This is a genomic window from Allobosea sp. R86505, assembly GCF_042466375.1.
Classification (GTDB): Bacteria; Pseudomonadota; Alphaproteobacteria; order Rhizobiales; family Beijerinckiaceae; genus Allobosea.
Window position 1 is genome coordinate 943,250 of the sequence record NZ_JAXHPY010000001.1, and the last position, 18,477, is coordinate 961,726.

15 protein-coding genes are annotated in these 18,477 nt (G+C 67.5%); 9 read left to right on the forward strand and 6 right to left on the reverse strand.

The genetic code is table 11. From position 1 onward, the window contains the following. Positions 1–308: 308 nt before the first annotated feature. The 6 genes from SJY11_RS04550 (at position 309) to SJY11_RS04575 (ending at position 5,272) form a co-directional block, all read left to right on the forward strand. On the forward strand, positions 309–1,382 hold the full coding sequence (locus SJY11_RS04550) for a MaoC family dehydratase (RefSeq protein WP_376985235.1): 1,074 nt from the start codon (positions 309–311) through the stop codon (positions 1,380–1,382). Between the two features lie 154 nt (positions 1,383–1,536). Further along, positions 1,537–1,932, forward strand: a complete 396-nt coding sequence (gene sdhC / locus SJY11_RS04555) for a succinate dehydrogenase, cytochrome b556 subunit (RefSeq protein WP_376985236.1) — start codon at positions 1,537–1,539, stop codon at positions 1,930–1,932. Between the two features lie 11 nt (positions 1,933–1,943). Beyond that, entirely contained in the window at positions 1,944–2,336 is a 393-nt protein-coding gene (gene sdhD / locus SJY11_RS04560; RefSeq protein ID WP_376985237.1) for a succinate dehydrogenase, hydrophobic membrane anchor protein, read from the forward strand. A gap of 4 nt (positions 2,337–2,340) precedes the next feature. Next, a complete protein-coding gene (gene sdhA, locus SJY11_RS04565) occupies positions 2,341–4,173 on the forward strand; it encodes a succinate dehydrogenase flavoprotein subunit (protein ID WP_376985238.1) in 1,833 nt (610 codons plus the stop codon). Positions 4,174–4,185: 12 nt separating this feature from the next. After that, complete coding sequence (locus SJY11_RS04570) at positions 4,186–4,494, forward strand: hypothetical protein (protein WP_376985239.1); 309 nt, start codon at positions 4,186–4,188, stop codon at positions 4,492–4,494. Next, positions 4,487–5,272: a succinate dehydrogenase iron-sulfur subunit gene (locus SJY11_RS04575; RefSeq protein ID WP_376985240.1), complete on the forward strand. Its 786-nt coding sequence runs from the start codon at positions 4,487–4,489 to the stop codon at positions 5,270–5,272. The genes SJY11_RS04570 and SJY11_RS04575 overlap by 8 nt, the downstream gene beginning before the upstream one ends. A gap of 271 nt (positions 5,273–5,543) precedes the next feature. Here SJY11_RS04575 and SJY11_RS04580 read toward each other — a convergent pair whose 3' ends face one another. Both SJY11_RS04580 and SJY11_RS04585 read right to left on the reverse strand, forming a co-directional pair. Beyond that, on the reverse strand, positions 5,544–6,785 hold the full coding sequence (locus SJY11_RS04580) for an NAD(P)/FAD-dependent oxidoreductase (RefSeq protein ID WP_376985241.1): 1,242 nt from the start codon (positions 6,783–6,785) through the stop codon (positions 5,544–5,546). Beyond that, a complete protein-coding gene (locus SJY11_RS04585) occupies positions 6,782–7,567 on the reverse strand; it encodes a glutamine amidotransferase (protein WP_376985242.1) in 786 nt (261 codons plus the stop codon). Before SJY11_RS04585 ends, SJY11_RS04580 begins: the two co-directional genes overlap by 4 nt. A gap of 252 nt (positions 7,568–7,819) precedes the next feature. Here SJY11_RS04585 and SJY11_RS04590 point away from each other — a divergent pair, with 252 nt between their 5' ends. The 3 genes from SJY11_RS04590 to SJY11_RS04600 are packed head-to-tail and all read left to right on the forward strand — an operon-like array spanning position 7,820 to position 12,927. Next, the gene (locus SJY11_RS04590; protein ID WP_376985243.1) at positions 7,820–8,455 is read left to right on the forward strand and encodes a TetR/AcrR family transcriptional regulator; all 636 of its coding nucleotides are present in this window, start codon (positions 7,820–7,822) and stop codon (positions 8,453–8,455) included. A 56-nt stretch (positions 8,456–8,511) separates the two neighbouring features. Further along, on the forward strand, positions 8,512–9,687 hold the full coding sequence (locus SJY11_RS04595; RefSeq protein ID WP_376985244.1) for an efflux RND transporter periplasmic adaptor subunit: 1,176 nt from the start codon (positions 8,512–8,514) through the stop codon (positions 9,685–9,687). Between the two features lie 12 nt (positions 9,688–9,699). Further along, on the forward strand, positions 9,700–12,927 hold the full coding sequence (locus SJY11_RS04600; protein WP_376985245.1) for an efflux RND transporter permease subunit: 3,228 nt from the start codon (positions 9,700–9,702) through the stop codon (positions 12,925–12,927). Here the strand turns inward: SJY11_RS04600 and SJY11_RS04605 are convergent, their stop codons facing one another. The 4 genes from SJY11_RS04605 to acs all read right to left on the reverse strand — a co-directional run bounded on the left by SJY11_RS04605 (position 12,928) and on the right by acs (position 18,355). Further along, on the reverse strand, positions 12,928–13,599 hold the full coding sequence (locus SJY11_RS04605; protein WP_376985246.1) for a hypothetical protein: 672 nt from the start codon (positions 13,597–13,599) through the stop codon (positions 12,928–12,930). Further along, positions 13,596–14,732, reverse strand: a complete 1,137-nt coding sequence (locus SJY11_RS04610) for a hypothetical protein (protein WP_376985247.1) — start codon at positions 14,730–14,732, stop codon at positions 13,596–13,598. The genes SJY11_RS04605 and SJY11_RS04610 overlap by 4 nt, the downstream gene beginning before the upstream one ends. 623 nt (positions 14,733–15,355) lie before the next feature. After that, positions 15,356–16,270, reverse strand: a complete 915-nt coding sequence (locus tag SJY11_RS04615) for a hypothetical protein (protein WP_376985248.1) — start codon at positions 16,268–16,270, stop codon at positions 15,356–15,358. Positions 16,271–16,402: 132 nt separating this feature from the next. Continuing rightward, positions 16,403–18,355 carry an acetate--CoA ligase gene (gene acs, locus SJY11_RS04620; RefSeq protein ID WP_376985249.1) on the reverse strand — a complete coding sequence of 651 codons (1,953 nt, stop codon included), beginning with the start codon at positions 18,353–18,355 and terminating at the stop codon, positions 16,403–16,405. Positions 18,356–18,477 lie beyond the last annotated feature (122 nt).

The window sequence follows — 18,477 nt, forward strand, 5'->3', positions numbered from 1 at the left end:
ACTGTCGCAGGCTCTTGGTAGAGCGCCTGCCGGAATCGTCACCGTCATTCCGGACAAGCCGCGAAGCGGTGCAGCTCCGGAATCCATCATAGAACGCCGTAGGTACCCTACGATGGATTCCGGATCTCCGCTTCGCTGCGTCCGGAATGACGGCTCGGACATAATGTAGCTGTTGCCACTGACGTGGCCTGTGGATGTCCGCCGGAGCGTCCGGCTCATCCAAAACCACCCGCCCTTCGTCGCATTCGCCAGGGCTTGATGCTGCTACCCGTTGCAGCGCACAATCGCGCGCAGCCAGCGAGCGGATCATGCCCGGATCGACACAGAACCCCGTCCCGAAGACCAGCGCCGGGCGCTTCTTCGAGGATTTCCACCTCGGCGACGTGATCGTCCATGCGACGCCGCGCACCGTCACCACCGGCGACGTCTCGCTCTATACGGCGCTCTACGGCCCGCGTTTTGCCGTGCAGTCCTCGGACGCCTTCGCCCAGGCGATCGGCTACCAGACCGCGCCGGTCGACGACCTGCTCGTCTTTCACATCGTCTTCGGCAAGACGGTGCCGGACGTTTCCGTCAATGCGGTCGCCAATCTCGGCTATGCCGATGGCCGCTTCCTGAAGCCCGTCTTCCCCGGCGACACGCTCTCGACCACCTCGGAGGTGATCGGGCTGAAGCAGACCTCCGCCGGCGATGCCGGCATCGTCTATGTCCGCTCGATCGGCCGCAACCAGAAGGCCGAGATCGTGCTGAGCTATGCGCGCTGGGTACTGGTGCGCAAGCGTACGCCGGGAACGCCGGCCCATGCCGAACAGGTGCCGGAGCTGCCCAAGGCGGTGCTGCCGGAGGAACTCGGCGAGGGCTGCCCGCCACTCGATCTTTCGGCCTATGACGACGCGCTTGCCGGCAGCCCCTTCCGCTGGGGCGACTATGCGGCGGGCGAGCGCATCGACCATGTCGATGGCATGACGGTGGAGGAAGCCGAGCATCAGATCGCGACCCGGCTCTACCAGAACACCGCCAAGGTCCATTTCGACGGGCACGGCGCCCGCTCCACCCGCTTCGGCAAACGGCTGATCTATGGCGGGCATGTCATCAGCCTCGCCCGGGCGCTCTCCTTCAACGGGCTCGGCAACGCCTTCCACATCGCCGCCCTGAATGGCGGGCGCCATGTCGCGCCGCTCTTCGCCGGAGACACCGTCTTCGCCTGGAGCGAGGTGCTGGAGGTGGCCGCGCTGCCCGGCCGCGAGGATGTCGGCGCGCTGCGGCTGCGGCTGGTCGCGACCAAGAACCGCCCTTGCGCCGACCATCCGCTGAAGGCGGCCGAGGGCTACGACCCCGACGTCATCCTCGATCTCGATTACTGGGCCCTGCTGCCGCGTTAGCGATTCCGTAACCGCTGACAGATTCTGTATTCTGTCACCGCGCTGTCGTCATGCCGCATTGCAGCGACGGAACGGTTTCGTTAGACACCCAGACACTCTAGAATGATCCCAAATGGATAGGCCCGGCACCGGGCAGTCCCCACGGAGGACGATCTTGGCCGAGATCAAACAGGCGGCGCGTCCGCTCTCGCCGCATCTGCAGATCTATCGCTGGTCCTGGACGATGGCGATGTCGATCGCCCATCGCGCCACCGGGGTTGCGCTCTATGCCGGCACGGTGCTGATCGCGGCCTGGCTGGTCGCCGCGGCCTCGGGCCCCGCCGCCTTCGACACGGCGCAGGCGATCGCGGGCTCCTGGTTCGGCCTGCTCGTCCTGTTCGGCTATTCCTTCGTGCTGCTGCACCATATGGCCGGCGGCGTGCGCCATTTCATCTGGGACATGGGCAAGGGCTATGACCCGCAGACCCGGATGAACCTGGCGAAATACAGCGTGGTCGTCTCGGGCGGGCTGACTTTGCTCGTCTGGATCGTCGCCCTGGCCGTGCGTTGAGGAGAGAGACGATGCAATCCAACTCCTCGCTGCGCACCCCGCTCTCGCGCGTCCGCGGCCTCGGCTCTGCCAAGTCCGGCACCGGCCATTTCTGGCTGCAGCGCATGACGGCGGTGTCGAACCTCGTCCTGTCGCTGATCTTCCTCGGCATCGTGATTTCGCTCGCCGGCAAGTCCTATCCGGCGGCGCTCGCCATTCTGTCGCACCCGCTGGTGGCGATCCTGATGCTGCTCTTCGTCGTATCCGGTTGCGTGCACATGCGCATTGGCATGCAGGTCATCATCGAGGACTATGTCCATGGTGAGGGTGCCAAGATCGCGGCCGTGATGGCCAATACCTTCTTCGCGATCGCTGTCGGCGCCGCCTGCGCCTATGCGGTTCTGAAGCTGTCCTTTGGAGGCTGATCCGATGGCGATCACCAAGTCCCGACAGAGCCCGGCCTATACCGGCCAGGCCTATCCGATCACCGACCACACCTTCGACGTCGTCGTGGTAGGCGCCGGCGGCGCCGGTCTGCGCGCCACCGTCGGCTGCTCGCAGGCCGGCCTGCGCACCGCCTGCATCTCAAAGGTGTTCCCGACCCGCTCGCACACCGTTGCGGCGCAGGGCGGCGTCGCCGCCTCGCTCGGCAACATGGGCAAGGACACCTGGCAGTGGCACATGTACGACACCGTCAAGGGGTCGGACTGGCTCGGCGACCAGGACGCGATCGAGTATCTCGTCCGCAACGCGCCGGCCGCCGTCTATGAGCTCGAGCATTGGGGCGTGCCCTTCTCGCGCACCGAGGACGGCAAGATCTACCAGCGCCCCTTCGGCGGCATGACCACCGAATATGGCGAGGGCCCGCCGGCCCAGCGCACCTGCGCCGCCGCCGACCGCACCGGCCACGCCATGCTGCACACGCTCTATGGCCAGGCGCTGCGCTACAACACCGAGTTCTTCATCGAGTATTTCGCCATCGACCTCATCATGGATGAGGACGGACATTGCCGCGGCGTCGTCGCGCTGAAGATGGACGACGGCACGATCCACCGCTTCCGCTCGCAGCAGACGATCCTGGCGACCGGCGGCTATGGCCGCGCCTATTTCTCGGCGACCTCGGCCCATACCTGCACCGGCGACGGCGGCGGCATGGTGCTGCGCGCCGGCCTGCCGCTGCAGGACATGGAGTTCGTGCAGTTCCACCCGACCGGCATCTACGGCGCCGGCTGCCTGATCACGGAGGGCGCCCGCGGCGAGGGCGGCTATCTGACCAATTCGGAAGGCGAGCGCTTCATGGAGCGCTATGCCCCGTCCGCCAAGGACCTCGCCTCGCGCGACGTCGTCTCGCGCTCGATGACGATGGAGATTCGCGGCGGCCGCGGCGTCGGCAAGAACAAGGACCACATCTACCTGCATCTCGACCATCTCGACCCGAAGATCCTGCACGAGCGCCTGCCCGGCATCTCCGAGAGCGCCAAGATCTTCGCCGGTGTCGACGTCACCCGCGAGCCGATCCCCGTGCTGCCGACGGTTCACTACAACATGGGCGGCATCCCCACGAACTTCCACGGCGAGGTGCTGACCAAGGTCGACGGCAACCCGGACACCGTTGTGCCCGGCCTGATGGCGATCGGCGAGGCGGCCTGCGTCTCCGTCCACGGCGCCAACCGTCTCGGCTCGAACTCGCTGATCGACCTCGTGGTCTTCGGCCGCGCGGCCGGCCTGCGCTGCGCCGACACGGTGAGCGCGGGCGAGAAGCAGCCCGAACTGCCGAAGAACTCGGCCGACCTCTCGCTCTCGCGCCTCGACAAGTACCGCAATGCCTCGGGCGGCACGCCGACCGCGGATCTGCGCGGCCGGATGCAGCGCACGATGCAGGACAACTGCGCCGTCTACCGCACCGGCGAGACGCTGGAAGAGGGCCACAAGCTCATCCACGAAGTCTGGGCCGGCATCACGGACATCGGCACCAAGGACCGCTCGCTGATCTGGAATTCGGACCTGATCGAGACGCTGGAGTTCGACAACCTGATCACCCAGGCCGTCGTCACCATGGACTCGGCGCTCAACCGCCCCGAGAGCCGCGGCGCCCATGCCCGCGAGGACTATCCCAACCGCGACGACAAGGACTGGATGAAGCACACCCTGTCCTGGATCGACGACGAGAACCGCACCGTCACGCTCGACGACCGGCCGGTCCACACTTACACGCTCTCGAACGACATCGAGTACATCAAGCCCAAGGCGCGGGTGTACTGAGGAGGAATGGAGTTGGCTGATCGACTCAACGTAACGGGTCATCAGCTGACGATCTTCGCTTTTGAAACGGTCGCCGCGCTAACTTATGTTGCGTTCATATCGATAGCAGGGTCACTTCTGTCGATATACGCGCTGGTTAACTTGGGTGAGTATATCTTCGATTTCGGAAGCGCCAACGTTGACGATGGCTGGCCCGGAATTGTTTTGTTGCTTTGCGCAGTATCCGGATTTGCAGTTTCGTTCGCGGTTGGCTGCATGACCGCCAAGCCACTTTGGAAGAAGCTGACGTCCCCGGGGCTCAACGGAAGAGAAAATGGCTGAATTCAATCTCCCACAGAACTCCCGCCTCGTCGAGGGCAAGACCTGGCCGAAGCCCGCCGGGGCCGCCAAGCTGACCGAGTTCAAGGTCTATCGCTGGAGCCCCGACGACACCGCAAATCCGCGCACCGACACCTATTATGTCGACCGCGAGGATTGCGGGCCGATGGTTCTGGACGCGTTGATCTGGATCAAGTCCAAGATCGACCCGACGCTGACCTTCCGCCGCTCCTGCCGCGAGGGCATCTGCGGCTCCTGCGCCATGAACATGGACGGCAAGAACGGGCTCGCCTGCACCACCGGCATCGACGAATGCGGCTCCAAGGGCCGCGTCGCGATCTACCCGCTGCCGCATATGCCGGTAATCAAGGATCTGGTGCCGGACCTGACCCAGTTCTACGCCCAGCACGCCTCGATCGAGCCCTGGCTGCAGACCACGACGCCGGCGCCCGAAAAAGAGTGGAAGCAGGGCCGCGAGGACCGCGAGAAGCTCGACGGGCTCTATGAGTGCATCCTCTGCGCCTGCTGCACCACTTCCTGCCCGAGCTACTGGTGGAATGGCGACCGCTATCTTGGCCCGGCCGCCCTGCTGCAGGCCTATCGCTGGCTGATCGACAGCCGCGACGAGCAGACCGGTGAGCGCCTCGACAATCTCGAGGACCCGTTCCGGCTCTATCGCTGCCACACCATCATGAACTGCGCGAACGCCTGCCCCAAGGGTCTGAACCCGGCCAAGGCGATCGCGGAGGTGAAGAAGATGATGGTGGCGCGCCAGGTCTGAGGCGACGCCGACGTTCAAATGTTCATGACGCCAGCCTTTGGGCTGGCGTTTTGTTTTCCGCTATCGGTTAGACCGCGATGAAGGGCGCGGGGATCCCTTCTCCCGTGTGGGAGAAGGGCAGGGATGAGGGCCTGCCCTTTCAGAGGAATCCGCGCCGCCGACGCTGCTTTGGCGTCCCGCCCAACTGGAACAGCGGCGGGCCCTCACCCCTACCCCTCTCCCACCCGGGAGAGGGGTTCCCGCGCTTTTCCAGTGAACGTGGCGACCCGCGTCAGCGGATATAACGCCCTGGCGCGAACGGCGTCGGGTCCACCGGCGGCGTCTCGCCACAGACCAGCGTGGCGACGATCTCGCCCGTGATCGGCCCGGTCGAGAAACCGAGATGCTGGTTGCCGAAGGCCAGCCAGAGGCCGGGGTTCCGAGGCGCCTCGCCGATCATCGGCAGTGAATCCGGCAAGGTCGGCCTTGCGCCGCGCCAGGTCTCTCCGGCGAATTCGTCGAGCGGGAAGGCCTCGCGCGCGCTCATCGTGACCTGGTCGATCTGGCGGTGGTTGTCGGGCGCGTCGCGGCGGCTGAGATCGACGCCGCTGGTGACGCGGTAGCCCTCTTCCATCGGCGCCATGAAATAGGCGGCGTCGACGTCGTAGACCGGCCGCGACAGTTTGGCTCCCGGCTTTGCCCGCAGATGGCGGTGATAGCCGCGCTCGACGTCGAGCCTGGGGTCGAGGCCCAAAGGCGCCAGGAGATCCATGCTCCAGGGCCCGAGCGCGACGACGGCGATGTCGGCCTCGAAGCCGCCCTCCGCCGTCACCACCCGCCAGCCGGATGCGCTGCGCTCCAGCCGCTGGGCTTCCGCCCGCTCGATCCGCCCGCCGCGCTGAGCGAACAGCTCGGCATAGGCCTGCGTCACGGCGCCCGGCGAATCCACCGAGGCGTTCTCCAGGCAGAGCAGCCCGGCGTGGAAGATCGGGTTCAGCGCCGGTTCGACGCCCGAAATGCCCTGGCGGTCGAGCACCTGCGAGGCGATTCCATGCGCCTTTAGGAAGTCGTGCTCGGCCTGAGCCGCCGCATGGCCGGCCTCGCTGCGCCAGAGCTTGAGCGTGCCGGTCTCGCGCAGGCGATGGGTGACGCCTGCCTCCGCCATCAGCGCGCGATGGCGCTCGACCGTGCTGCTCGTCAGCGATTCCAGCGCGGCGATGCGGGCTGCCGCCTTCGAGGCGCGGGCCTCCCAGAGGAAGCGCAGCAACCAGCCCGGTCGGGTCAGCGCGCGCGACCAGTCCAGGTTCAGCGCCGGGTGGCGGTTGCCGAGATAGCTCCGGATCTTGCCGTAGAGGCCGGGGTTGTTCAGCGGCACGATCGAGGAGCGGGCGAGCACGCCGGCATTGCCATAGGAGGTCTCGCGGCCGGGCTCGCGCCGGTCGATCAGGGTGACGTCGAAGCCGCGCTTCTGAAGCGAGAGCGCGCAGGAAACGCCGACCATGCCGGCGCCGAGAACGAGAGCTGTGCGGGTCACGCGGGGTCCGTTTCTACGGCGAGCCAGTGGTCGAGAAAGCCATCGAGCCAGCGGCGGATCGCCGGGTCATGCTGGTACCAGCCCTCGAGATGCAGATGGCGCAGCTGGGCGCCCGGCATCAGCGTGCGCTCATGCCCGCGCACCGACCAGCGGCACATCATCGCCGGCGTCACCTCAGGGTGGAACTGGATGCCATAGGCGCGCGGCCCCGAGCGGATGGCCTGGACCGGAAAATCGCCGCCTGTCGCCAGGCACTCCGCGCCGGGCGGGCAGTCGAAGCCCTCGCGGTGCCATTGATAGACGGTCCCGGGCCAGTCGAAGCCGGCTTCCGCCGCATGGTCGCGGCCGTGATCGGTGAGGTCGAGCCCGTAATAGCCGACTTCGGCCCGCCCCTCCGGATGGGTGTAGACCCGGCCGCCCAGCGTCCGCGCCAGCATCTGCGCGCCCAGGCAGATGCCGAGATAGGGTGCGGCCTCCTTCAGGCAGACATTGATCCAGTCGATCTCGGCCTTGACGAAATCATCGGGGTCATTGGCCGACATCGGCCCGCCGAAGATCACGGCGCCGGCATGGTCGCGCATCGTCTGCGGCAGCGGGTCGCCATAGCGCGGCTTGCGGATGTCGAGCGCATGGCCGCGCGCCTGCAGCAGCCGGCCGACCCGACCGGCCGTCGAATGCTCCTGATGGAGCACGATGAGCACCGGCTTGGGAGCCGGGCGGGCGCGGCGGCGGGCCGGGCGGGAAATGCGGGAGGGGCGCGCCGGCAGGGCGTGAGCGGTCATCGCGAAATCGGCGTCGGCCATTGGCGGTGAAAAAACGGGCATGAGCGGCGTACCAGCGCCGCCCCTGACTGTGTGGGGGCGGCCTCCGCCACGCAAGCAATTTGTGAGCCGGCGGCGGCATGGCGATGCTGCCGCGGCCGCATGGCACTCGGACGTCGAGGGCGTGAAGGCCCCCGCGATGGCCCGAGCTTGACTCCACAGCACCGAAAGCGCATGAGAATGAACGTTCATTCTCATGCCTTGAGGCTTCGCGTGCCGCCGACCGTCACCGCCATCGCGCCCGAGCGCACGCCCTCCGAGCGCCAGACCCGCATTCTCGATGCGGCGGAGCGCGTCTTCGCGCGGGCCGGTTTCCATGCGGCGACGATGCAGGACGTCGCGGCCGAAGCCGGGATGAGCCCAGGCAATCTCTATCGCTACTTCGCCTCCAAGGACGCGATCATCGCTGGCATGGCCGAGCGCGACCGCAACCAGATCGCGGCCGATTTTGCGGCGCTGGAGCCCGGCAAGGGCCCACTGCTGGACCAGCTCGAGGCGCTCGGGCGGCGTCATCTGGTCGAGGAGCCGCGCGAAAAGGCGGTGATCTGCCTGCAGATCTGGGCCGAGGCCGCGCGCAACCCGGCGATGGCGCAGATGTGCGCGGCGATCGACGGCACCGTCGCGGGTGGGCTGGCGCAGGCCATCGCCGGGGCGAAGGCCCAGGGCGAGCTGCCGGCCGATCTCGATGATGCGCGCTTCCTCCAGGCCGTCTTCATGATGGCTGACGGCTTCTTCTGCCGGCGCGCGACCGATCCGACCTTCGACGCGGCCATGGCGGCCGAGACACTGTTCGCGGCGATGCGCGGCCTCGCCCGCGTGCTGCTCCGTTCCGGCCCGGCGGACGTATGATGAGCGCAACCGTTTCCACCCGTCGCCGCGGCGACGTTCAACGAGGATCCTTTCTCATGTCGGCCCTGCTTGCCGGAGCGCGTCTCCTGGCGCTGTCGCTGCTGGTCTCGGCGGTTTCGCCGGCCCTCGCCCAGGCGCCCGCCGCGCCGGCTGGCTCCACGGCCGGGCCGTCCGTGACCGTGACGCGGGCCGAAATCTCGGAGATCGTCCAGAGCGTCGTCGTCTCCGGCTCGATGATCGCGCGCCGCGAGGTGCTGGTGCAGCCGGAGGTCGACGGGCTCGCCATCGTCGCCCTGCTCGCCGAGGAGGGCGACCGGGTGGCGACGGGCCAGGTGCTGGCGCGGCTCTCGCGCACCACGCTCGAGGTCCAGCAGATGCAGAACGAGGCGCAGATCGCCCGGGCCGAAGCGTCGATCGCCCAGGCCAATGCGCAGATCGGCGAGGCACAGGCCAATCTCGTCGCGGCCGAGAACAATTTCGAGCGCACCCAGACGCTGCGCAACAGCGGCAACGCCTCGAACGAGACCTTCGACCTGCGGGCGGCCGCGGCGCGGGCGGCGCGGGCACGGGTCAACTCCGCCAACCAGGCGCTCGCCATCGCCACGGCCGATCTCGCGCTGGCGAAGGCGCAGGGCCGCGACATCGAGGTCAAGCTCGGCCGCACCGAGATCAAGGCGCCGCAGGGCGGCATCGTCAGCCGCCGCAGCGCGAAGCTCGGCGGCACCGCCGCGATGGCCGCGGCCGAGCCTCTGTTCCGGATCATCGCCGATGGTGCGGTCGAGCTCGAGGCGGAGGTCGCGGAAGTCGAGCTGCCGGGGCTGAAGGTCGGCCAGCCCGTGGCGGTGATGCCGGCCGGGGCGACGCAGGCGCTGGAGGGCACGATCCGCCTGATCGCGCCCGAGGTCGACAAGGCCTCGCGGCTCGGCCGGGTGCGCGTCGCGCTGGTCGGCAACCCGCCGGTCGCGATCGGTTCCTTCGCGCGGGGCATCATCGAGACCGGGCGCAAGAACGCGGTCACGCTGCCGCTCTCGGCGATCACCTATGCGCGGACGGGCCCGACGGTGCAGAGCGTCACCGACGGCAAGGTCACGACCAAGCCGGTGAAGCTCGGGCTGGCCGGCGGCGGGCGCGCCGAAATCCTCTCCGGCATCGCCGAGGGCGAGACGGTGGTGGCGCGCGCCGGAACCTTCGTGCGCGACGGCGACATCATCACCCCCGTCGCGACGAACTGACGGGAGCGGCCGGTGAACATCAACTTCTCAGCCTGGTCGATCCGCAAGCCGGTTCCCGCGATCCTGCTCTTCGTCGTGCTCTGCGTGCTCGGGCTGCTGTCCTTCTCGAAGCTGCCGGTGACGCGCTTCCCGAACATCGACGTGCCGCTGGTCTCGGTCACGATCACCCAGTCGGGCGCGGCGCCATCCGAGCTGGAAAGCCAGGTTTCCAAGCGCGTCGAGGACGCGGTGGCCAACATCACCGGCGTCAAGCACGTCATGTCGACGCTGACCGATGGCCAGTCCTCGACGGTGATCGAGTTCCGGCTCGAGGTGAACACCGACCGTGCCGTCAACGACGTCAAGGATGCGATCGCCAAGATCCGCGCCGACCTGCCGCGCACCATCGACGAGCCGATCATCCAGCGCATCGATGTCGAGGGGCAGTCGATCCTGAGCTATGGCGCCTTCTCGGCGGGGATGACGCTGGAACAGCTCTCCTGGCATGTCGACGACGTCGTCGCGCGCGAATTGCAGGGGCTGAAGGGCGTCGGCCGCGTCGACCGCTATGGCGGCGTCGACCGCGAGATCCGCATCTCGCTCGATCCCGACCGGCTGTTGGCGCTGGGCACCACGGCCGGCGAGGTCAACCGCCAGATCCGCGCGACCAATGTCGATCTCGCCGGCGGGCGCGGCGAGGTCGGCGGGCAGGAACAGGCGATCCGCACGCTCGCCGGCGCGCGAACCGTCGCCGAACTGGCCGAGACCAAGATCATCCTGAGCGGCGGCCGCGAGGTCAGGCTCAAGGAACTCGGCCGCGTCGAGGACAGCAATTCCGAGCCGCGCTCCTTCGGCCGGCTCGACAAGAGCCCGGTCGTCTCCTTCGCCGTCTTCCGCTCCAAGGGCTCGAGCGAGCTTTCGGTCAAGGAGGTCGTCGCCGCGCGCATCGCCGAGCTGAACAAGCGCTATCCCGACATCACGCTCAAATCCATCGACGACGCGGTCGCCTACACCTATGGCAACTACAAGGCTGCGATGACGACGCTGCTGGAGGGCGCAGGCCTGGCCGTGCTCGTCGTCTTCCTGTTCCTGAAGAACTGGCGGGCGACGTTGATCACCGCGATCGCGCTCCCGCTCTCGGCGATTCCGACCTTCTGGGCGATGGAGCTGATGGGCTTCTCGCTCAACCTCGTCAGCCTGCTCGGCATCACGCTTGTCACCGGCATCCTGGTCGACGACGCCATCGTCGAGATCGAGAACATCGTCCGGCACATGCGAATGGGGAAATCGCCCTATCGCGCCGCGATGGAGGCCGCCGACGAGATCGGGCTCGCGGTCATCGCGATCACCCTGACCATCGTCGCGATCTTTGCACCCGTGTCCTTCATGGGCGGCGTCGCCGGGCAGTATTTCCGCCAGTTCGGGCTCACGGTTGCGGTCGCGGTGCTGTTCTCGCTGCTCGTGGCGCGGCTGATCACGCCGATGATGGCGGCCTATCTGATGAAGCCGGTGAAGCATGAGGACCCCAAGGACGGGGTCGTCATGCGCGGCTATGTCGGGCTCTTGAAAGCGACGACGGCCTCGCGCCGCATCCCGCTCGTGCCGCGCTTCGACGGCACGGGGCGCTGGCGCTCGATGCCCTTCAACATGTCCTATGTCACGCTGGTGGTGGGCTTCGGCTTCCTCTGGGCCTCGATCCACGCCACCGCGCTGCTGCCGACCGGCTTCATCCCCGACGAGGACACCTCGCGCGTCGTCGCCTCGGTGGAACTGCCGCCGGGCTCGACGCTGGAGGACACCCGCGTCACCACCGACCAGATCGTCGATGCGCTGCGCACGATTCCCGAGGTGACGCAGGTCTTCGTGCTCGGCGGCTCCTCGCCGACCGGCCAGCGCGAGGTGCGGCGCGCCGCCGTGACCATCAAGCTCAAGCCCAAGGCCGAGCGCACCGCCCGCCAGAAGGACCTCAAGGTCGTCATCGCCGAGAAGCTCGCCAGCGTGCCCGATGTGCGCGCCTGGTATGTCAATGAGCGCGGCGAGCGCGAAATGGCCTTCTCGATCCTGTCCAAGGACGGCGCGGCACTGGACGAGGCCGTGGCCCGCATCGAGACCAAGATGCGCAAGGTCGACGGCTATCTCAACGTCGCGACCTCGGGCTCGCTCTCGCGCCCGGAGCTGACGGTGCGGCCCAAGCTCGAGGCGGCCGCCAGCCTCGGCGTCACGCCCGAGGCGATTTCGGAGGCCGTTCGCGTCGCCACGATCGGCGATGTCGGCGCCAATCTCGCCAAGTTCAATGCCGGCGACCGGCTGGTGCCGATCCGCGTGCAGCTCGACGAGGCCGCCCGCGCCGACATCCGCAACATCGCGGCGCTGCGCGTCACCAACAGCAGCGGCGTCTCGATTCCGCTCACGGCGGTCGCCGAGATCGGCTTCGGCGAGGGACCGTCATCGATCGACCGCTATGACCGCGTCCGCCGTGCCGCCATCGGCGCCGATCTCAAGCGCGGCTTCGAACTGGGCACCGCGCAGGAGACCTTCCACCAGATCGTCAAGGAGGTCGGCCTGCCCGAGGGCGTCTGGATCGCCGCCACCGGCGATGCCGAAATCCAGGGGGAGGTCGTCGCCGGCTTCATCCAGGCGATGACGACCGGGCTGATGCTGGTGCTGGCCGTGCTGATCCTGCTCTTCGGCTCGGTCTTCCAGCCGATCACGATCCTGCTCTCGCTGCCGCTCTCCTTCGGCGGCGTGGTCATCGCCCTGCTGGCAACCGGCAAGCCGGTCTCGATGCCGGTCTATATCGGCCTGCTCATGCTGATGGGCATCGTCACCAAGAACGCGATCATGCTGGTCGATTTCGCGGTGGAGGAGGAGGGCCGCGGCAAGGACCGCCGCACCGCTTTGCTCGAGGCCGGCCGCAAGCGCGCCCGGCCGATCGTGATGACGACGATCGCGATGGCCGCCGGCATGGCGCCCTCGGCCTATGGCGTCGGCGATGGTGGCGAGTTCCGCGCGCCGATGGCGATCGCGGTGATCGGCGGGCTTCTGGTCTCAACCGTGCTCTCCCTCGTCTTCGTGCCGTCCTTCTACGCGGTGATGGACGACCTCTCGAAGCTGACGGGCCGCGTCTTCGGCCGCTTCTTCAGCAAGCCGGAGGATGAGAGCCTGTGGGAGGCGATGCCGGAGGAGGGCCACACCAGGCCCGAGACCGGGACCGCCCAGATGAAGCTGCCGCTGCCGCCGCCGCGACTGGCGGCGGAGTGATCAGGCGGGGCGTTCGACCTCACAGGGAAAAGGCGTCTTCTCATAGATGGCTTCGAGCCGATTGCGGGCGATAAACGCCTCTTCCCATTGATGGAGGAGGGCGGCGACGCCCGCCCGATCCCCGGCCGCCACGAGCGCGCCCAGCCGGCTGGCCCGCTCGAAACGGGGCTGCCAGGCATCCGTCATCGTCAGGTGCCAGTCCTTGATGGTCTCATAGATGGGGAGAACGTCTTCGAAGCGTCCCTGCGCAGCGAGGAACGCGATCCGACAGGGCTGATCGTGGTTGAGCCACCGCATGTACTCGAAGTCGTCGCCCTCGAGCTGCATCATGTCATCGATATCGTGAACACCCCGCAGCATGGGCAGGATGCGGCGTTCGAGCGCATCGAACACCGTGTCGACGAACCCTTGCTGCGACCAGCGGTTCGGCTTGCCACGCTCCAGAAAGATCGGTTGCTGACCGAGCCCGCCCAGGCCTCCAACGGGATCGAAGGCAGGCCCGATATGCCAGTAGAAGCGCGGGTAATCCGCATCCCAACTGCGGTCGATCGAAATCGACCGCGTGACATGCCGTTGCGGCTTTAGAATCACGAACCGATCCGCGAGGAAGAGGTCGTCCTGCCGTGCGAGCAGTTCAGACCACAGCGATTTGACCTGCTTCTTCGTCGTCATCGCAGTGGTCTGACCTCCGTGACAATGACGCGCCGGATGGGAGCTAAGCCGCGAGAGGCAGCGGTCGCTAGAATTTCCGCCCGTCGGTCCTGAACTATCGATTTACCTGTCTTCAGATCGTAAATGCATAGTGTGCCGTCGTCCCGATACTCATATGCATCTACGCGGACGGATCCACGATAACCATACGGGACCGGGTCAACCATTGGCTCGGCTTGTTCTTTCAGGAATGATCGTTCGGCTTGGAATCTCCAGTCGTGCTGGTCGTCAACATATGTTTTGAAGCGACTATGGACGGCCGTCCCGTAGACGGCCGTCGAAGGATACTGCGAGACCGGCCCTGCCGCATTGGCGGCCCTTGCCGCAAAGCCCTCGACCTGGCGCCAGCGATAACAGGCCGCTTCGACCTCCTCTTCGCTCAGTTGCCCGACATAGCCAAGCTGGAGGCTATTGCTGGTGCCGGGCCTGAACTCGCGGGCATTGAAGCCCATAACGGCTTGCAGGCCATCGCCGTTCTGGGACGACAGCCAGCCGAAAAGGACCGCTCCGTTGGCGAGGAGTTTGTCGGCAAAGACCGGCTGCACCGTGACCTGCGCTGACGCTCCATCCGGCGTCCAGACGGACCTCGCAATCACATCGCCGTCGGGCCCTCCAACCCGCATCGTCTGGGTGCGCTCGGTCGTCTCGAAGGTGACCTTCTCGCCCTCGGGCGTCGTGACGGTGTGGCGCTCGGCGTATTCGGAATGGATCGTGCTGCCGTCGCGGTTGACGATCGCGCGTTCCGCGACATCGCCCTCCTCGTCGCGGCTTTCCTCGTAGAAGGCCCAGGTTTCCTCGCCGGTCTCGTCGACGACAAAGCCGTCCCCGGGACCACCCTCTGCCAGCCCGCCCTCCGGGCCGAAGCCGGGCATGGGACTGTGGCTGCGACCGCCGCCGCCCGCGCCGCTGGTCCACTGCCCGCCACCGCTGCTGCCGGCCGGGACGCGCGGCTGGGAGGGGTCGTATTTGCGACCAAGGAGATCGCGGCGCAGCAGCCGCGTTTCGTCCTGCAGGCGGATCAGGCTGCGGCGCAGGCGGCTGATCGCGGCGGCTTCGGCGCCCTCGTGGAGGTGACAGCGGTGGTGGATCGACATGGCGGCCTCCTCGGGAAAGGACGCCATTGTCGGTGGGTTCTGCGAGGCGGGGATAAGCGGGCGTGACGGGCGCAGGCGCGCCCCGTCCACCAGGGGGCGGCCTTATCGCCCACACCCAAATCCCCCGACCGGCTCCCGCCGCGGGGTTTCGCTTCACTCCCATCCCCCTGAGGGGTGCGCGGAGCCGGGCGGCGCGGCGGCTTTGGCCGCGTGCCGATGTCGAGTGTCGATGTCGAGTGTCGAAGCGGCGGGGCTGCCCGCCGTCCGGCTCCGCGCGCGGTTCTCTGTGGTTTCGCCCGCCGCCCATTAAGGTCGGTCACGACCGGGAGTGCTGAAGGCCCCGGCGACGAGCAGCCCCTCCGGGCGGCCGGCCTTGCGAGGGCCGTCCATCCCGAACACCGCATTCCGCCCGGCCGCACGATGCCTCGCGACAGCCCCCTTGGTCGGGCGGAGCGGGACGAGCATAGGCACGGGTTGGCGTTGCGGGGATAAGGGTGCCGGCGCGCGCGTTCCGATGTCCGCCCCCGCCCGCTTGAGAGCATGCTGATTTCACTCGGAAACAGACCGTCATTCCGGGGCAAGCCCGGGATCACGGCGGTGGTTCCGAGACTACCCAGCCCGCTCTAGATCGCCTTCTCGCCGCTTTGCGACGGCCGGGCCGGCGGCTGGTTGCGGCGGTTCAGCATTTCGCCGCGCGATTTGACGATCTGGGCGACAACGACGTCCTGCACGCTCTGGGTCGCGGCGCGGCGCACCGCCTCGCGATCGACCGGGCGGGCGCCGTCATGCTCCCGGATCTCGATGATCGCCTGGGCGAGCGCGTCGACATCGGCCTTGCAGAAGATCATGGCCGCCTTGGCCACGACCTCGGCCTTCTCGTCGGTGGCGAGCATCGGGCCGCCCTCTCGGCCGATGCAGGTCAGCATGCGCGCGCGGATCAGGTCGCGCGTCTTTTCGAGCACCGTTCGCTTCTCCGCCCGCGCCTGACGCTCCGCTTCGGTCGGCGCGGCGAGCGGGCTGGAACGGGCGGCGGGGTTCACCGGTCCGCGCAGGCTCGCGCTCTGCCTGGCGCATTCGACCAGCGCCGGCAGCATCTCGCGGGTGGAGGTGAGGGCGAAGGTGAGGCGCTGGTCGTTGGCGACGAGCTCCAGACGATGCCCCTGGCGGAATGCGCCGATGAGCTGCGAATCGGCGGGCATCGCGATCGCCAGCAAGGTCGGCGACCTGGCCTCGGCCCTCACGTCGATGCGGGAGGTCCGGTCGAAGACGAGCTGCAGGTTCAGGCTGCTGCCCGGCTTAAGCTTCCAGTTGGGGTGGGCGAAGCCGATCAGCCATTTGAAATCGGCCGTGATCGAGGTGAACATCCGCGTGCCGTTGCGATAGCCGGCATTCACGGCGCAATGCGAGAAGGCGCCGGTCGCGTCATTGGTGTAGGCGCCGCCGGTCCAGTTGCCGACGACGATCTTGCCGAAGGGCCCTGCCGCTTCCGCTCCCGGGGCCAGCAGCAGCAGCGACGCCAGAACACACCCACGCAGCATTGCGACACCTCGCCGTGATCAGGCGCTCAGGATGACGTCCGGCGCCCTGCGAGGCAATGCGGAAGACGGGCCGGGGTTCCGGGCTCCGACCTTTCGGCCCGACCCGGAACGGTGGCCAGCCTGCCCCTCCGCTCAGCCCGCCTTGCGCTTGTTCTGGCGGTTCTCGATGAGGTCGTCGACGACGGCGGGGTCGGCCAGCGTCGAGGTGTCGCCGAGCGCGCCGAACTCGTCCTCGGCGATCTTGCGCAGGATGCGGCGCATGATCTTGCCGGAGCGGGTCTTGGGCAGGCCGGGCGCGAACTGGATCAGGTCGGGCGAGGCGATCGGGCCGATCTCCTTGCGGACATAGGCGACGAGGTCCTTGCGCAGCGCCTCGGTCGGCGTCTCGCCGGCCATCAGCGTGACATAGGCGTAGATGCCCTGGCCCTTGATGTCGTGGGGATAGCCGACGACGGCGGCCTCCGACACCGACGGGTGCGCGACCAGCGCCGATTCGACCTCGGCCGTGCCCATCCGGTGGCCCGACACGTTGATGACGTCGTCGACGCGGCCGGTGATCCAGTAATAGCCGTCGGCGTCGCGCCGGCAGCCGTCGCCGGTGAAGTACTTGTTCGGATAGGTCGCGAAATAGGTTTCCTCGAAGCGCTTGTGGTCGCCATAGACCGTGCGCATCTGGCCCGGCCAGCTCTCGGCGATGACCAGATTGCCCTCGCAGGCGCCCTCCAGCACCTTGCCCTCGGCATCGACGATCTCGGGCTTCACCCCGAAGAAGGGCCGCGTCGCCGAGCCCGGCTTGAGCTTGGTGGCGCCCGGCAGCGGGGTAATCAGGATGCCGCCGGTTTCGGTCTGCCACCAGGTGTCGACGATCGGGCAGCGGCGGTCGCCGACGACGCGGTGATACCACTCCCAGGCTTCCGGATTGATCGGTTCGCCGACCGAGCCGAGCAGGCGCAGCGACTTGCGCTTGGTCTTCTTCACCGGCTCCTCGCCGGCGCCCATCAGCGAGCGGATCGCGGTCGGCGCGGTATAGAAGGTGTTGACCTTGTGCTTGTCGATGACCTCCCAGAAGCGCGAGATCGTCGGATAGGTCGGGATGCCCTCGAACATCAGGGTCGTCGCACCATTGGCGAGCGGCCCGTAGAGAATGTAGCTGTGCCCGGTCACCCAGCCGACATCGGCCGTGCACCAGTAGATGTCGCCGTCATGGTAGTCGAAGACGTACTGGTGGGTGATCGAGGTGTAGACGAGGTAGCCCGCGGTGGTGTGCAGCACGCCCTTGGGCTTGCCGGTCGAGCCCGAGGTGTAGAGCAGGAAGAGCGGGTCCTCCGCCTTCATCTCGGCCGGGGGGCAGTGGCCGGACGCCTTGGCCGCCTGCTCGTGATACCAGAGGTCGCGGCCCTCCTGCATCGAAACATGGCCGCCGGTGCGCTTCACGACGATGACGGTGGGGATGCCGCCCTTGACCTTGTCGCTGGCGGCATCGACGTTCTTCTTCAGCGGCACGGAGCGGCCGCCGCGCAGTCCCTCATCGGCGGTGATGACGATCTTCGAATCGGAATCCTCGATGCGGCTGGCGAGTGAATCCGGCGAGAAGCCGCCGAACACGACCGAGTGGATCGCGCCGATGCGGGCGCAGGCCAGCATCGCGTAGGCCGCTTCCGGGATCATCGGCAGGTAGATGGTGACGCGGTCGCCCTTCTTGACGCCCTGCGCCTTCAGCACGTTCGCGAACTTGCAGACCTCGGTGTAGAGCTGGCCGTAGGAGATCTTCTTCGACTCGGACGGGTCGTCGCCCTCCCAGATGATCGCGGTCTGCTTGGCCCGCGTCGCCAGGTGCCGGTCGATGCAGTTATAGGCGACGTTGGTGGTGCCGTCCTCGAACCATTTGATCGAGACCTTGCCGGGCTTGTAGCTGGCGTTGCGCACCTTGCTGTAGGGCTTGAACCAGTCGATCCTTTTGCCCTGCTCGCCCCAGAAGGCGTCGGGGTCCTTGATCGAGGCGGCATAGAGCTTCTTGTATTTGGCGTCGCTCGCCCAGGCCTTCTTCGACCAGGCGGCCGGCACGTCATAGATGATCTCGGTCATGGCAGGCGCCTCCCCAGACTTGGGCCTTGCGATGGTGCGGACGCGCGCGTCCGGGCCTCTTGTTCGCTGCCGTCATCATAGGGCCATGGCGCGGCGCAGCAAGCCGCGCGGCCTCGCACTTT

Excerpts from the sequence above, each read along its gene's own strand:
- SJY11_RS04550 (WP_376985235.1), top strand. The coding sequence starts at position 309 with ATGCCCGGATCGACACAGAACCCCGTCCCGAAGACCAGCGCCGGGCGC.
- sdhD (WP_376985237.1), top strand. The coding sequence starts at position 1,944 with ATGCAATCCAACTCCTCGCTGCGCACCCCGCTCTCGCGCGTCCGCGGC.
- sdhA (WP_376985238.1), top strand. The coding sequence starts at position 2,341 with ATGGCGATCACCAAGTCCCGACAGAGCCCGGCCTATACCGGCCAGGCC.
- SJY11_RS04575 (WP_376985240.1), top strand. The coding sequence starts at position 4,487 with ATGGCTGAATTCAATCTCCCACAGAACTCCCGCCTCGTCGAGGGCAAG.
- SJY11_RS04585 (WP_376985242.1), bottom strand. The coding sequence starts at position 7,567 with ATGACCGCTCACGCCCTGCCGGCGCGCCCCTCCCGCATTTCCCGCCCG.
- SJY11_RS04595 (WP_376985244.1), top strand. The coding sequence starts at position 8,512 with ATGTCGGCCCTGCTTGCCGGAGCGCGTCTCCTGGCGCTGTCGCTGCTG.
- SJY11_RS04605 (WP_376985246.1), bottom strand. The coding sequence starts at position 13,599 with ATGACGACGAAGAAGCAGGTCAAATCGCTGTGGTCTGAACTGCTCGCA.
- SJY11_RS04610 (WP_376985247.1), bottom strand. The coding sequence starts at position 14,732 with ATGTCGATCCACCACCGCTGTCACCTCCACGAGGGCGCCGAAGCCGCC.
- SJY11_RS04615 (WP_376985248.1), bottom strand. The coding sequence starts at position 16,270 with ATGCTGCGTGGGTGTGTTCTGGCGTCGCTGCTGCTGCTGGCCCCGGGA.
- acs (WP_376985249.1), bottom strand. The coding sequence starts at position 18,355 with ATGACCGAGATCATCTATGACGTGCCGGCCGCCTGGTCGAAGAAGGCC.